The organism is Arthrobacter sp. P1_B9, assembly GCF_056406495.1.
Genome location: NZ_JBFUAA010000006.1, coordinates 71,118 through 84,771 on the forward strand (window position 1 = coordinate 71,118; position 13,654 = coordinate 84,771).

The 13,654-nt window shown below is 67.2% G+C and carries 12 protein-coding genes; 5 read left to right on the forward strand and 7 right to left on the reverse strand.

Annotated features, from left to right (window positions below; genetic code table 11):
* Positions 1-3 precede the first annotated feature (3 nt).
* Positions 4-1,329, forward strand: coding sequence for a carboxylesterase family protein (locus AC1D1A_RS10430; RefSeq protein WP_476886437.1), 1,326 nt, complete (start codon positions 4-6; stop codon positions 1,327-1,329).
* A gap of 29 nt (positions 1,330-1,358) precedes the next feature.
* Here AC1D1A_RS10430 and AC1D1A_RS10435 read toward each other — a convergent pair whose 3' ends face one another.
* From AC1D1A_RS10435 to AC1D1A_RS10445, 3 genes are all read right to left on the reverse strand, one after another.
* Positions 1,359-1,838, reverse strand: a complete 480-nt coding sequence (locus AC1D1A_RS10435; protein ID WP_476947682.1) for a hypothetical protein — start codon at positions 1,836-1,838, stop codon at positions 1,359-1,361.
* Between the two features lie 179 nt (positions 1,839-2,017).
* On the reverse strand, positions 2,018-2,551 hold the full coding sequence (locus AC1D1A_RS10440; RefSeq protein WP_476947683.1) for an N-acetyltransferase family protein: 534 nt from the start codon (positions 2,549-2,551) through the stop codon (positions 2,018-2,020).
* Between the two features lie 155 nt (positions 2,552-2,706).
* Complete coding sequence (locus AC1D1A_RS10445; protein ID WP_476947684.1) at positions 2,707-2,964, reverse strand: hypothetical protein; 258 nt, start codon at positions 2,962-2,964, stop codon at positions 2,707-2,709.
* Positions 2,965-3,199: 235 nt separating this feature from the next.
* On the opposite strand from AC1D1A_RS10445, the gene AC1D1A_RS10450 reads away from it, so the two are divergent.
* Together AC1D1A_RS10450 and AC1D1A_RS10455 are read left to right on the forward strand one after the other, a co-directional pair.
* A complete protein-coding gene (locus AC1D1A_RS10450; RefSeq protein WP_476947685.1) occupies positions 3,200-4,213 on the forward strand; it encodes a GNAT family N-acetyltransferase in 1,014 nt (337 codons plus the stop codon).
* The gene (locus AC1D1A_RS10455) at positions 4,210-4,761 is read left to right on the forward strand and encodes an N-acetyltransferase family protein (RefSeq protein WP_476947686.1); all 552 of its coding nucleotides are present in this window, start codon (positions 4,210-4,212) and stop codon (positions 4,759-4,761) included. Before AC1D1A_RS10450 ends, AC1D1A_RS10455 begins: the two co-directional genes overlap by 4 nt.
* Positions 4,762-4,806: 45 nt before the next feature.
* Here the strand turns inward: AC1D1A_RS10455 and efeB are convergent, their stop codons facing one another.
* Positions 4,807-6,219, reverse strand: coding sequence for an iron uptake transporter deferrochelatase/peroxidase subunit (gene efeB, locus AC1D1A_RS10460; RefSeq protein WP_476947687.1), 1,413 nt, complete (start codon positions 6,217-6,219; stop codon positions 4,807-4,809).
* Complete coding sequence (gene efeO / locus AC1D1A_RS10465) at positions 6,216-7,136, reverse strand: iron uptake system protein EfeO (RefSeq protein ID WP_476947688.1); 921 nt, start codon at positions 7,134-7,136, stop codon at positions 6,216-6,218. The genes efeB and efeO overlap by 4 nt, the downstream gene beginning before the upstream one ends.
* A gap of 214 nt (positions 7,137-7,350) precedes the next feature.
* On the opposite strand from efeO, the gene AC1D1A_RS10470 reads away from it, so the two are divergent.
* On the forward strand, positions 7,351-9,909 hold the full coding sequence (locus tag AC1D1A_RS10470; RefSeq protein ID WP_476947689.1) for an AMP-binding protein: 2,559 nt from the start codon (positions 7,351-7,353) through the stop codon (positions 9,907-9,909).
* Positions 9,910-9,941: 32 nt separating this feature from the next.
* Positions 9,942-10,430 (forward strand): hypothetical protein, encoded by a 489-nt coding sequence (locus AC1D1A_RS10475; protein ID WP_476947690.1) that lies wholly within the window; start codon positions 9,942-9,944, stop codon positions 10,428-10,430.
* On the opposite strand, the gene AC1D1A_RS10480 is transcribed toward AC1D1A_RS10475, so the two are convergent.
* Both AC1D1A_RS10480 and AC1D1A_RS10485 read right to left on the reverse strand, forming a co-directional pair.
* Entirely contained in the window at positions 10,420-11,709 is a 1,290-nt protein-coding gene (locus AC1D1A_RS10480) for a cytochrome P450 (protein ID WP_476947691.1), read from the reverse strand. The two genes, AC1D1A_RS10475 and AC1D1A_RS10480, sit on opposite strands and share 11 nt — an antisense overlap.
* A 54-nt stretch (positions 11,710-11,763) precedes the next feature.
* On the reverse strand, positions 11,764-13,395 hold the full coding sequence (locus AC1D1A_RS10485; RefSeq protein WP_476947692.1) for an FAD-dependent oxidoreductase: 1,632 nt from the start codon (positions 13,393-13,395) through the stop codon (positions 11,764-11,766).
* Positions 13,396-13,654 lie beyond the last annotated feature (259 nt).

Sequence of the window (13,654 nt, forward strand, 5' to 3'; positions counted from 1 at the left end):
GGAATGAACGTGAACCTTTCCTTCGATCCGCCGTGTGGCCCGATCACCGGATGGCGCGACGGCGCCGTCGTGCGTGCCGCCGGCATTCCCTACGCCACCGCGGAACGCTTTCAGCCGCCCGCGCCGGCACCCGACTGGGCCGAGACGCTCGAGGCGACATCCCTGTCTCCGGCGTGCCCGCAGGCGCCGGTGCCCTTCCTGGATGACGTGCTCGGCACCCGCTACGGCGAACTTCCGGGCAGCGAGGATTGCCAGCGCCTGACCATCACCCTGCCTGCCGATCTCCACGACGGTGAACGGCTGCCGGTAATGGTGTGGCTGCACGGCGGGTCCTACACGTCCGGTTCCGGGGATCTGGCGATCTTCGACCCCGCAGCGCTGGTTGCCGAAACCCGGGTGATCGTCGTTTCGGTGACCTACCGGCTGGGCCTCTTCGGATATTTGTCCACCAGCACCGGCCGTCCCGCCAATCTGGGCCTGCTCGACCAGATCGAGGCGTTCCGGTGGGTGCAGCGCAACATCGCATCCTTCGGCGGCGATCCGGGCCGCGTCACCGCGTTCGGGCAATCCGCAGGGGGCGACGCCGTCGCGCACCTCATGGCGACCCCTGACGCGGCGTCGCTCTTCCAGCGCGCCATCATTCAAAGTGCGCCGCTGGGCATTACCCGGGGGCGGGAAAGGATGACCGCCGCCATGGGGGTGGCCGCGGAGGCGGTTACCGCCGCGACTCCGGCGATGGACGTCGTCGCTATTGAAGAGGACGTGGCGCGGGCGGCGAGGAAGTTCGGTCTGATGGCTGCCATGCCGTTCGGGATCCAGTACGGGCATTCACCCCTGCCCGAGGAATCCGGGCTTGACCGGGCCTGGAATGCCGCTGCCCCGGCGATCGACATCCTGATCGGCTACACGGCGGAGGAAGCCCGGCTGTTTCTGCCGCGAAGCCCGCGCCTGGGCCGGCTGGCGAGGATTCCCGTGGTCGGCAGCGCAGTGCTCAAGGCAGTCACCTGGGTGGTTACGGAATTGGTGTACGGCAAAGCGGCCAGGCAGTTTGCCAGGCGGCATGTACGTGCGGGCGGCCGGGCCCACAGCTACGTGCTGTCCTGGCGCGCACCGGGAAATCTCTATGGCGCCGCGCACACAGTCGACCTGCCCCTGCTCTTCGGCCACCAGCGCACGTGGGAAGGCGCCGGACTCCTGGCGGGGGCGACGTGGGACGAGATCAATGCCCATGGCCGGGCGATGCGGGCGCTGTGGGCACAGTTCGCCTACGGGGAAGGCCTCGGGTCCCGGGGAGAGATTCCCGGCTCGCTCCGGTACCGCTCGGTCTGAACTCCCGAGGCATTGCCCGGCGTGCGCTGTCACCCCCGCTGGATCAGGACCGCAGCGATCACCCAGAGGAGCGCCGCGCCGCCCGTGGCGAGAACCGGGCGGTTCCACGTCGTGGTCACTGTTCCGCCGGAGGAGTGGAGTCCAGCGGCGCGGGCGTCGTGCCACGCCTGGGCGATCCTGTCACGGCCGGTGACTACCTCCGGCTGCCGGATGCGCTCATTGCCGGGGAGCATGCTGTGTGGCCGGCTCTTCAGATCGCTGACATGCTGAAAGCCGGAGTCGAACGAGCCCGGCGGGGTCGGAGCGCCCCAGCTGACGTACTTCTTGCCCGCGGCCCTGACGGTGACGGCATAGCGGACCTCGACGTCCTCAACCGTATCGAACGGTATCCGGTGGTCGCGCAGTCCGTTGATCAACACAAACCCGCCGCTCTCAACGCGGAGGCACGGGCGCCACTGGACTGCATAGACGAACCAGGACACCAGAACCAGCGAGGGTGCGGCGTCCATCGCGGCACTGGGTTCTCCGCTGGCCGCCAGCCAGTACAGTGTGCCGGCAGCACCGGCCCATACGGTTGCGGCAACGGGCCGGCCCGACGCCGAACGGTGCGTCCGGGCTCGCCGCGCGGACCGCTGAGTGGACGCTGGGCAGTCCGGCCGCGGCAGGTGCACGTTCTCTTTTGACGCTTTCAATGGTCCCCCTCCATCGCCCGGGCCGTCGCCGGGTTGAGAGCAATGTAGCGCACGCCGTGTCCGGATCGGTGGTCAAGGGTGAAGCCCGGATACTCGGGAAAGTCGCCCACACGATCGGGGGTGAAGCCGAGTGCCCCGTAAAAGCCGATGGCGGAGGGACTTGCCTGCCAGTCCAGGATCATTGGCTGTGGCCTGGCCCGTGACCAATCGAAGATGAAGTTCATAAGGGCCCGGCCGGTGCCGGCCAGACGCGTGTCGGGGTCTACAAAGACGTCATGGACCCGGCCCGTCGTGAAGTCAGCCCGCAGGCCCGGCCCGAAATCCTGAGCGAGGCCGTAGCCGAGCAGCCTGGTGCGTGCCGGAGCCACAGGGAGGCACCATGAGGCGTCGGCAAGGAACCGGGCGAAACGGCTATGGAAAACCTCGGGCGGAACCTCCTGTGCGGCTGGAGTGAAGGCGATGGACAACCGGCGCACCTCCGCCGCGTCTTCCGGCCTCGCTGCGCGCACCACCAGCCCTTTCGGCGTCACGTGGGCACTTTCCCTTGAATCATCGCCGACATCCGATCAATCCTGTGGACGGAATAGTTGATGCCGCGTTTGCGGCTCAGCGCAGCATAGATGCTGCAGCGACTATTGACATAGTCAATTTCAGCTGCGGTGACCCGGCCGAAATACGGGAGTGCTTACTCAGTGAGCTCGGCCAGAACTTCGGCCGCGTCCGTATTGCCGGTGGATGCCAGACGCCGAAGCTCGTCCAGATCTTCCTTCTCAGTGGCGAGTTCAACCAGCTGATCCTCAGCGTCGCGGCTGCCGCCGTCGGCAAGTTGCCGCAGCTCCTCGAAATCTTCCCGCTCCGCGGCCAGCTCGATGAGCTCGCCGATGGCGTCGTTGTCACCGCGGGCAGCCCGCTCACGGAGAATGGAAAGTTCAGAATCTGACATGGCGTGGCCTTCCAAGAAAACGGTTCTGCTGGACTCTTCTGGCCCGAGGAGGGATTTGACCTCATCGCGATCGGGGGAGAGGCATACAGGGTGTGAGTGCAGGCTACCGCGCCAAAGGAATCGGCCGAAAGCCTCTGTTCCTGTTTCCAACCGGTCGCTGGGTGGGATAGCACCTGTTTCCTTGTTCGAAGATGCCGTCCGGAAGCCGCAGCTTTGAAACGAATAGACTGCCAGGATGCTGACCGGACAAGCAAAAAATCTGGTGATCAATCCGGCGACAGCCGCTGATACCGATCACTTCGCAGCCGACGCGCCATGGGCCAGAGCCGATGAATGGCGTCCCGGGGGATCATCGCTGGTGGCAAAGTTCGGTGCAGAGCCAGTGGGGATCGCTGTCTCAGCCACCAACCGCGTCCATCCAACTCGGGACACGGTCAACGTTTTCGTGCGTGAGCAATACCGGCGGCAGGGTATCGGTTCGGCACTGGTGAAATCCATTCAAAGGCGTCGTTGGATGCCACTGTCCGTCAAAGCCCATCCGGGCACGATTGCGCACGAGTTTTACAGATCGCTGGGAGCTGTGCGCTATCAAATGTGTCCGCCCGAGCAGATCGATACCGCGAGTATTGAAGTGCTCCGATGGGCAAACGAAAACCGCTGTGGCGGCATCCTCACAGGAGATCGAATAGCTCTGGATCAACTGAATGAAGCATGGACGGAAATGTATGAAATCGTGCACGCGCCATGGTCACCTACTGGGTCGCGCGCGACACTCCTCGCTGAATTCCGCCCCATGATCCAGAAAGAACTGGACCGGTCCCGAAGCGTATTCGTCGTCAGGAATGACCGGATTGCTGCGGCGTGCTTTGTCTTCGGTACTGACCGGGATCCGGAAGTGGAGGCAATATGCGAATCCCTGGACCAGGCCAACCGCTTGGCGCGTCTCGACGTCGCCGCCTGCATGGCAGAAGTTCTGGTGAGCGCCGGCGGTACCCCAGTCCTGTTTGACGGACACATCACCGACCCACACTTCTTTCCGATTCTCCAACTAATTCCGGGTGTTTCGGGCCGGGCACTGGAACTCCTCGAAATTCCAAGGAATCGGGTCTCACCGCAGGAGTCGATTCGTGCTGTGATGTCTGCGTGGCTCCTCGCCGCAGCCAGCGTCCTCGTCATCTGCTACCTCGCCCGCCTCCTCGCGCGCGCCGCCCGGCACCGGTGCCCGCAGTTGATAGATTCTGGACCATGACCACTCCGGACATCAGTGTCAGGGCAGCAACCGTGCACGACGCCGCACGGCTGGCCGAGATCCACATCGCGGCCCGGCGGGCCACTTACCGCGGCGTCATGACCGATGAGTACCTGGACGGTCTCGACGTCGACCGCGCGGCATCCGCCTGGCGCCTAAACATCCTTGAACCCAGGCAAGGGACCATTCACCTCGTCGTTCAAAGCGCCGATGCGGTTGCCGGGTTCGCCATCCTCGGCCCTGCTGCCGGCGACCCGGACCCGGGAACCGGTCAGCTCCACGCGATCAACGTGCATCCGGACTGGTGGGCGCAGGGCGTAGGTTCCGTCCTGTTCGCGGCCGCGGAACAACAGTTGATCGAACTCGGCTATGACCGGGCATTTCTCTGGGTGGAGAAAGGCAACGATCGGGCTATCAGGTTCTACACCAACCGCCGTTGGCTCGACGACGGAGGGACCCTGGAAGATACGAGATTTGATCCGGCTGTGGCCGAGAAGCGCCACAGCCGGGTCCTCCTGCCCGGAACGGTCCCGTCTGCCACGCGGTGAGCTCTTCGGCTCCCGGGCGGCTGCCCGCAGCGGTGACTGCCGCCATCATGCGAAGAGACCTTCGCCGATGAAGCCTCCCGCCCGGATGCCCGGCGGAACCGCGAACAGGCCCGAGCCGGTGTGCTTGAGGTATTCCAGGGCCAGTGTGTCCTCCTTCGCCATGGCCAGCTGCATGGGCACATAGTGGGTCCTGGGGTCCGTGACGAACGCGATGAAGAACAGTCCGGCGTCGAGGTGCCCCAGGCCGTCCGAGCCGTCGGTGTAGTTGTAGCCGCGCCGGAGCATCTTGACGCCGTCGTTCTGGCTCGAGTGCGCGAGCCTGACGTGGGCGTCCAGCGGGATCAGTGGTTCCCCGCCGCGCCCCTGGCGCTCGAAGTCGGGGGCGGTGAATTCCTCGCCGCCGGAGAGCGGGGCCCCGGCGCCCTTGGTGCGCCCGATCAGCGCTTCCTGTTCCCGCAGTGAGGTGCGGTCCCAGATTTCGATGTGCATCCGGATCCGGCGCGCCACGAGGTACGTGCCGCCGGCCATCCAGCCCTCTTCCGGGCGCGTTCCCTGGCCTGCCCACACGTGCTCCCCAAGCAGGGCGGTGTCCTCGGCTTTGAGGTTGTTGGTGCCGTCCTTGAAGCCGAAGAGGTTCCGCGGGGTGGCCTGTGACCTCGACGTGGAGGACGTCCGCCCGAAGCCGAGTTGGGACCAGCGGACGCGCGACTGCCCGAAGCCGATGCGGGCAAGGTTGCGGATCGCGTGGACGGCCACCTGGGGGTCGTCGGCGCAGGCCTGCACCACGATGTCGCCGCCGGTGCGTCCCGGCTGGAGGTCGTCGCCTGGGAAGTGCGGCAGGTCGATCAGTGCGTCCGGGCGGCGCCCCTCGAGTCCGAAGCGGGCCTTGCCGTCCTTCTCGAACAAGCCGGGGCCGAACCCGAAGGTGAGGGTGAGTCTGCCGGCGCCGAGGTCCAGGGCCTCACCTGTGTCCTCGGGCGGGGCGTCGTAGGGGCCATCGACGGCGCCGCTGCTGCCCGTGCTGCGCCCCTCGGTCATCGCCACGGCGGCGGCCGTCCAGTCTTTGAGAAGCCGGATGAGCTCTGCACGGTCCTCCGTGACGAGGTCGAAGGCTGCAATGTGAAGGCGGTCCTGGGCCGGCGTGACGATGCCGGCCTGCCGGTCACCGTGGAAGGCGATGATGTCGCCGGGCTCTGCCACTGGGGCGGCCGCGGCCTCGACGAAATCGTGGCTGAGGAAGCCAACCGCCAGGCCGGCGACGGCGCCCGCGCCGCCGGCTCCTGCCAGGGACAGGAGCCCGCGGCGGGACAGCCGGCCCTTTCCCGAACCGGGGGCTGCGGGCGGCGCGGGCATGGCGGCGGCTCCCGGTGGCTTGGCTGGTTCCGGTGCGCTAGCTGATTCGGGGGCGCCGCCGTCGGGGGTCTGGCGGGGGCTGCCGCCGAAGGGGCAGCCGGTCACAGGGCCATTGCCGAAGTGAGCTTGGCCAGGGGCTCGCCCAGGGCATCAACCAGGGAGGCGAGTTGCTGCACCTGGGCCTGGCTGAGGTCGTTGTAGTAGACGAAGCCTGCGCCGGTGGAATGCTGCTTGAGCCCGGCCTGCAAGGCGGCGAACTTGGCCTCGAGCGCTTCGGCCAGGGCCGGGTCCTTCTGCTGCAGCGCAGGCAACAGGCTCTCGAAAGCGGTCCGGGCTCCGTCAACGTTGGCCTGGAAGTCCCAGAGATCGGTGTGGGACCAGATTTCTTCCTCCCCGGTAACTTTGCCGGTGGCCACCTCGCCCAGGAGTTCCTTGGCGCCGTTGCCGATCTTGTCCGCGGAGAGTTCCACGGTGCGGGTCCGCTGGGCCAGGTCCTCGGTGTCGGCAACAAGCTGCGTGGCGATGGCGGCACGCTCCGCCGGTGCGAGGGGAGTGTAGCCGGCCGGCGGGAACAAGTCCTTCTCGGCCCGGTGCCAGCCGGTCCATTCCTGGCCGGGTGCGAGGTCGGCTTCACGGGCATCGAGCTTGGGGTCCAGGTCCCCGAACGACTCGGCGACCGGCTCGATACGCTCCCAGTGCATGCGCGTGGCGGCATAGAGTCCGCGGGCCTTCGTCGCATCCCCGGCGGCGTAAGCCGCCGCGAATGACCTCGTGCCGGTAACCAGCTGATCGGTCTGATCCACGACGAAAGCGGAGTATTGCCGGGTGCCGGTGTCCAACAGGCCCTGAAGATGGGCGTCGACGCCGGTACTGCTCGTGACCTGGATGGGTCCGGCGGCGCCCGGGTCCTTTGGGTTGCCCATACAGCCGGCCAGGGCCAACGGAACTGCGGTTGCCGCGGCCAACAGGGCAAGCGTCTTCCGAAACCGGGGGGCATTTTTGGGCAGGGGGATGCTGGGCATGGTGTTTCCTTGGATCGGTGGGGTGGAGCAGTGCGGTGCGGTGCGGGGGAGTGGAGGCAGGGGTACGGGACCGAGTGGGCTTCCCCGGCAACATTGCCGATGCAATCCCGACTTAGGTACACCTAAGTAAGGAGGATACCGATTCGCGGCGATTACGCAAACCTTTCGTACCCTAATTTGGATTAGGTAAGCCTAATCTAATAACATCGTCCGGGTGACCACGCAGCTTGACTTCATGCGGGTGCCCTTTGCCGCCGATCTTGCGAGCTACGGGGACAGCCCAGCCATCCTTACCGACACCCTGGCAATGACGTACCGGGAGCTGGCGGAGCGGGTCGATGCCTTCGCCCTCCGGCTTGGCACCACACGGCGCCTCGTGGCGCTCGCCGCAGCCAACGACCTCGACTCTCTGGTGGTCTATCTGGCGGCCCTGGCCGGCGGCCACCCGCTGATCCTCCTGCCGGAGGACAAGCCGGCCGCCCTGGAATCCCTCGTCGCGGCCTACGACCCCGACGTCGTTGTCCAACCCGGCAACGGGCAGCTCCTGCTGGACGAACGCCGGACCGGCACCCGCCACGAGCTTCACCCGGACCTCGCGCTCCTGCTCAGCACCTCCGGATCCACCGGCTCGCCCAAGCTCGTGCGGCTCTCGCATGCGAACCTGCAGTCCAACGCCGAGTCGATTTCCGAGTACCTGAACATCGGGCCCGACGACCGCGCGGCCACGACGCTGCCCATGTCCTACTGCTATGGGCTGTCCGTGATCAACAGCCACCTGCTCCGCGGCGCCGGACTGGTCCTGACCGATCTTTCCGTGGTCGATCCGTGCTTCTGGGACCTCTTCCGAGGCCGCGGGGCGACGTCTTTCGCGGCCGTTCCGTACACCTTCGAACTACTCGAGCGGATCGGGTTCGCGGACATGGATCTGCCCAGCCTGCGCTACGTCACCCAGGCCGGGGGCCGACTGGGGCCGGACTCGGTGCGGAACTACGCCGAACTTGGCCGCAGCAGCGGCTGGGAATTTTTCGTGATGTACGGCCAGACCGAGGCGACGGCCCGGATGGCGTACCTGCCTCCGGAGCTGGCGGCCGAGGTGCCGGGCGCGGTGGGCGTCCCGGTGCCCGGCGGCTCGTTCCGGATCGACCCCGTGCCGGGGCTGGAACACGGCGAACTTGTCTACAGCGGCGCCAACGTCATGCTTGGCTACGCCGAATGCCCGGCGGACCTTGCCGCAGGCCGGACCGTTGCGGAGCTCCGCACCGGCGACCTCGCCAGGCTGCACCCGGCGGGCGTCTACGAAGTGGTGGGCCGGCGCAGCCGGTTCGTCAAGATCGTGGGGCTGCGCGTGGATCTGGGACAGGTGGAGCGGCTCCTGGCTGACCTCGGTGTGCAGGCGGCCAGCGCCGGGACGGACGACGGCGTCGTCGTCGCCGTTGAAGGCGACCACGACGCGCACCTGCTGGGCAAGGTCCTCGCCCAGGGCATGGGGCTGCCGCGAGCCGCCCTTGAGGTGCACGCCGTCGACCATCTCCCGCGCCTGGCAACGGGCAAGCTCGACTACAGGGGCGTCCTGGCCCYGTCCGGGCCGAAACCCGGGCCGGCACCCGCCCCCGCAGCGGAAACCGGCGCGCCGGACAACAATGCTCCGGACAGCGTCCGGAAGATTTTCCAGGACGTGCTGGAGTGCGCCGACATCGCGGACAGCGACACGTTCGTGTCCCTGGGCGGGGACTCGCTCTCTTATGTGGCCGCGTCGGTGCGGCTGGAACAGGCGCTGGGCCATCTCCCGCGGGACTGGCACGTGACGCCGGTCCGGGATCTGGAGCCCCGGCCGCGCACTGCACCGGTCCGGACGCGTCGTCCCTTCTTTGCGCCCGTGGAAACGAGCATCGTTCTGCGGGCCGTCGGGATCGTCCTGATCGTCAGCACGCACGTTGGGCTGTTCAGCTGGCAGGGTGCGGCCCACGTGCTCATGGCCGTGGCCGGTTACAACTTCGCCCGCTTCCAGCTCTCCGGGAAGCGGGCCCCGCGGCTGCGGCGGCAGCTTTCCAGCGTGGCAAGAATCGTGGTGCCGAGCACGGCGTTCATCGCGGTGGCGTACCTGAGCACCGATAACTACTCACCCGCCAATATCGTGCTGCTCAATGCCGTCCTCGGGCCGGAGAGGGTGAGCACCCAGTGGCATTTCTGGTTCATCGAAGTTCTTGTTTACCTGCTTGTGGGGTCCGTGGCACTGCTTGCCGTTCCGTGGGCGGACCGCGCCGAGCGGCGCTTCCCCCTGCTCTTTCCGCTGGCGCTGACCGGCGTGGGGCTCCTGACCCGGTATGAGCTGGTGAACCCCGGGGTGCCGCACACGGCGCCTGCTCTCTGGCTCTTCGCGCTGGGTTGGGCTATCGCACGGTCCCGGACCATCGCCCAGCGTTGCCTGGTCTCTGTCGTTGCAGCAGTGACCGTTCCGGGATTCTTCGAGAACCCCGGCCGGGAGGCCACGCTGCTCGCCGGGATCCTGCTGCTCATCTGGCTGCCCAGCATTCCGGTGCCGCAGGTCCTCCGCTGCCTCTTGGTGGTGCTCGCCGGCGCCTCCCTCTACGCGTACCTGGTCCACTGGGTGGTCTATCCGCCGCTGGCCGGGATCAGCCCTGCCTTGGCCGTGGCAGGCTCGCTGGCCGCGGGGGTGGCCTACTGGGCGTTCTGCCTGCGCTTGATGGGGGCGGTCAACCGCCGGCGGGCAGGCGCAGGCAACGATCCGGGTACGAATTCAGCACAACAGTAGGCGCCGACTGCTGTACCAGCGACACTGACGGCATGGTTCTCTGTCTGAAGGACCGTGGTCGGCGCTCCGTGATCCGTGCCACGATTGGTGCATTGGTGCTGGCTGCCTCGATCTCGGGGTGCGCGTCGTCCAGTGGTGGGGAACCGCCGTGTTTCCCGCCCGCCTATTCGCTGACCCCGTCGGAAGCCAAACCGGGGCAGAGCGTGACGGTGGCAGCGCCGGACTCTGACTGCAATCCCCGCTACGGCAAGAACGCCCGCATCCAGGTGAGCGTCACCGACGCCACAGGCGTGGAGGTTTTCAAAACGACCACCGCCATGAACGACGCCGGGGGGTTCACCTATACGTTTGTCGTTCCCGCCCGGACAGCTGTGGGGGATGCCGCCGTAACCGCGGTGCCCTACAACATTGACTGGTGCGATGACACCGGCAGGAACAACCGCGTGGCGGGCGCTGGCGACCTACGACTGGAACGGGTGTCCTGTGTGTTGCCCATGAAACCTCTAACCGTCACCCGCTGAAGTGCATTTTCCGGGCGACGGTCGGCAGGGGCTTACCCGGGGCGAGGACGCCTTCGATGTCTACCGGGAGGTGGGAGGGGCCGCGCAGGAACGGGCTCGGCCGGTACGGCGGTGGGTCCGAGACCAGCCGCGGGTTCTCCAGCCTGGTGGCGAATTCAGTGAGTGCGATCTGCGCTTCCAGCCGGGCCAGGGGCGCCCCGAAGCACAGATGAACCCCGCCCCCAAAACCGAGGTGCTGGTTGTTGGCCCGGTCAGGGATGAAGAGCCCGGGGTCAGCCACGTGGGCGGGGTCGCGGTTGCCCGCAGCAAGGACCAGGGTGAGGGAGGCGCCGGCCGGGATGGTGGTGCCGGCGATGTCGATGTCGTCGAGGGCGGTGCGGAACGGGACGAAATGCACGGGCGGCTCGTAGCGGAGCAGTTCCTCGACCATCGGGATGGCCAGGCCGGGGTCAGCGCGCAGCCTCTGGAGCTCGGCCGGGTGGCGGAGCAACGTCAGTACGCCGTTGGAGATGAGGTTCACGGTGGTTTCATGTCCGGCGATAAGCAGGAGAAGCCCGGTGCTCACCAGTTGTTCGTCCGGCATGCGGCCCTCCGGGCCATCATCGGTGGCCATCGCTGAAAGCAGGTCAGTCCCCGGGGCCTGCCGGTGGGCGTCGACCAGCTCTTGCATGAACGCTCGCAGTTCCGTGCCGGCTTCAATCCTCTTCTTTTGCTGGGTTTCGGGATCGAGTCCGGGATCGGTCGATTGCAGGGCCAGGTCCACCCAGACCCGGAAGCGCTGTTCATCTCCCGGGGGCACACCGAGAAGTTCGCAGATCACCGTGACGGGCAGGGGATACGCCAGATCATCGACGACGTCGATCCGGCCGCGGTCCGACATATTGTCGACCAGATCGGTGACAATTTCCGCCATCCGCGCCTCCATCCCGGCCACCCTGCCAGGCGTCGTGGGCGGCCCGAAATGCCGCATGGTGATCCGCCGGAACTTGTCGTGATCAGGGGGATCCATGCTGAGGAAAGTCGGCGTCATGCCGGCGCCGTCCCCGTCCCCGTCCTCACCGACGGCGGCGCCCGCCGCGGCGGCAGCCGGGTTGCGGGTTATGTCGGAGCTGACCCGTGGATCGTGCAACAGGGCGGCGATCTCCGCGTAGGTGCTCACGAGATAGCTGCCGTCCGGAAGTCGTCTCACGGGGGTTTTGCGGAGTTCGTCGTAGAACGGGTAGGGGTTAGCCCGGTTGGTGTAGTCGAGGATCTGCTCCCAGGTGCTGGGCTCGGCCATGGCGAAGGCTCCTTGGGTCGTGGGCCGGTGGCTGCCGGCCTCCGGTGCGGCGCTTTACGGGAGGCGGCGGTCAGTCAATCTGGCGCGCCGCTCATTGGGATAGTGACCGGTCACGACGACGGTCGCATCCTGGGTGGGGCTGGCGGCGGGCTGGAACCCGGCCGGTACGGGCTGCGCATCCTCGGGCTCGTCAATATGGTGGAACGACGGCGGGAAGGGCGCCGCCTGGTCAATCAGCGGTTCATAGAAGTCAAGCCATTTGTTCTGGTTGAACGCCACTGCAGCCACGATCCGGCCCTTGTAGCCGTAAACGGCCAGGAACCGCCGAGATCCGACCGATCCTTGCACGATGGCGACCTCATCGGCGACCGAGGGCACACCCACGCTCTTGATTTCGGTGCCGAACTGGACGGACCAGAATTTGGGCACAGCCAGGTGCGGCCACCGTTCGGTTTCGCCGCTGACCATATTGTGCGCTGCAACCTCGGCCTGGGAGATCGCGTTGCCCCAGTGTTCGACGGCGAGGAACTGGTAGCCGAACATCGGCTGCGGGGCGCGGGATACGTCGCCGGCGACGAAGACGTCATCGGTGACCAGCCCGTTGACGTCGAAAGCCCGGCAGCCGGCGTCGCACGCGACACCCCACACGCCGCTCGCCAATCCGGAGCCTGCGAGCCAATCACCGTTACGAACGGTCCCCAGCGCGGCGACCGCGATGTCCACGTCAAGTGTTGTGCCATCGGAGAGGCGGGCGCGGCGCAGCTGTCCGCCGGCATCGCCTTCCAGTGCAACGACCCTGACGCCGCAGCGCAGATCCACGCCGTTCTCGATCTGAAGCTCTCCGGCAATTGCACCGATCACGCTGCCGAGCGCCGCGCCGAGCGGTGCCGGGCCCGCCTCCGCCACGGTGACCGGCAGGCCAAGTTCGCGGCACACCGAAGCGACTTCGCAGCCGATGAACCCGGCGCCAATGACCAGGACCCGGCGAGGGCGCGCGGCCAGGAGCTGCCGAAGCGTTGCCGCGTCCTCGCGGGTCCGCAAGGTCAGCACGCCTGCCAGCGCCGCCTCCGCCGCGTTTGGCCAGGACCGGGCCCGCACCCCAGTGGCGATCAACAACTTGTCGAATCCGATCCGGCCACCGTCGGCGAGATGCACCTGCCTGGCGGCGAGATCCAGACCCGTGGCCGCGACGCCCAGACGCCAGTCGGCGTCGATTGCCCGGCGGCGCGGCAGCGACGTGTCATCGGACGGCACCGACCCGGCCAGGACCTGTTTCGACAGCGGCGGCCGGTCATACGGCTCGTGCGCTTCCTCACCAATGAGAGTCAGCGAGCCCGTGAACTCTTCCTCGCGCAGCCGCTCCGCCGCACGGAGCCCGGTCAGTGACGTGCCCACGATGACAATCCTGCCGGATCGAAGGAACGTGCCCCCGTTGCCCCCGGCGGCAGCGGCAGTTCCCGGGGCTTCTTCGGGAGGCCGCGGCCTGTGCGGCTCCTCAAGCTGGTCGAGCCGGATGGCCTGGACGGGGCAGGCCGCGGCTGCCCGCCGGATCCTCGTGCGCTGCGCCTCGTCAGGGTCCGGGTCGTAGGTAAGTGCCTCGTCCCCCTGGATCGTGAAGACCTCCGGGGCGAGGAAGGCGCATTGTGCGTAACCCTGACACTTAGTGAGATCGACGACGAGCCTCATGCCGAACTTCTCCCTGTTTGCTCAAGCCAATCGAGTCTAAGCCTCGCGGGCTGGCCGCGGAAGAGGCCTGCGGCCGGGTACGACGAGGCTGCGGAGGCCCTCCAGAGCGGAGCGTGGGGGATCTTGCGGCGGGGGCGGACCTTCGCCACGTGGCCGCGCTGGGGGCGGCGGCAGGAGTGCAGGTGACACTTAGCCATCGCTCCGGCCGGGTTGCCCCTCGGTGAGGGAACTTGAGCGCCGGGTGTCCTATGTCCTGTAT

What these genes read in the sequence shown, in the direction of transcription:
- AC1D1A_RS10430 (WP_476886437.1), top strand. Translation starts at nt 4, where the DNA reads ATGAACGTGAACCTTTCCTTCGATCCGCCGTGTGGCCCGATCACCGGA.
- AC1D1A_RS10435 (WP_476947682.1), bottom strand. Translation starts at nt 1,838, where the DNA reads ATGGACGCCGCACCCTCGCTGGTTCTGGTGTCCTGGTTCGTCTATGCA.
- AC1D1A_RS10445 (WP_476947684.1), bottom strand. Translation starts at nt 2,964, where the DNA reads ATGTCAGATTCTGAACTTTCCATTCTCCGTGAGCGGGCTGCCCGCGGT.
- AC1D1A_RS10450 (WP_476947685.1), top strand. Translation starts at nt 3,200, where the DNA reads ATGCTGACCGGACAAGCAAAAAATCTGGTGATCAATCCGGCGACAGCC.
- AC1D1A_RS10455 (WP_476947686.1), top strand. Translation starts at nt 4,210, where the DNA reads ATGACCACTCCGGACATCAGTGTCAGGGCAGCAACCGTGCACGACGCC.
- efeO (WP_476947688.1), bottom strand. Translation starts at nt 7,136, where the DNA reads ATGCCCAGCATCCCCCTGCCCAAAAATGCCCCCCGGTTTCGGAAGACG.
- AC1D1A_RS10475 (WP_476947690.1), top strand. Translation starts at nt 9,942, where the DNA reads ATGGTTCTCTGTCTGAAGGACCGTGGTCGGCGCTCCGTGATCCGTGCC.
- AC1D1A_RS10480 (WP_476947691.1), bottom strand. Translation starts at nt 11,709, where the DNA reads ATGGCCGAGCCCAGCACCTGGGAGCAGATCCTCGACTACACCAACCGG.
- AC1D1A_RS10485 (WP_476947692.1), bottom strand. Translation starts at nt 13,395, where the DNA reads ATGAGGCTCGTCGTCGATCTCACTAAGTGTCAGGGTTACGCACAATGC.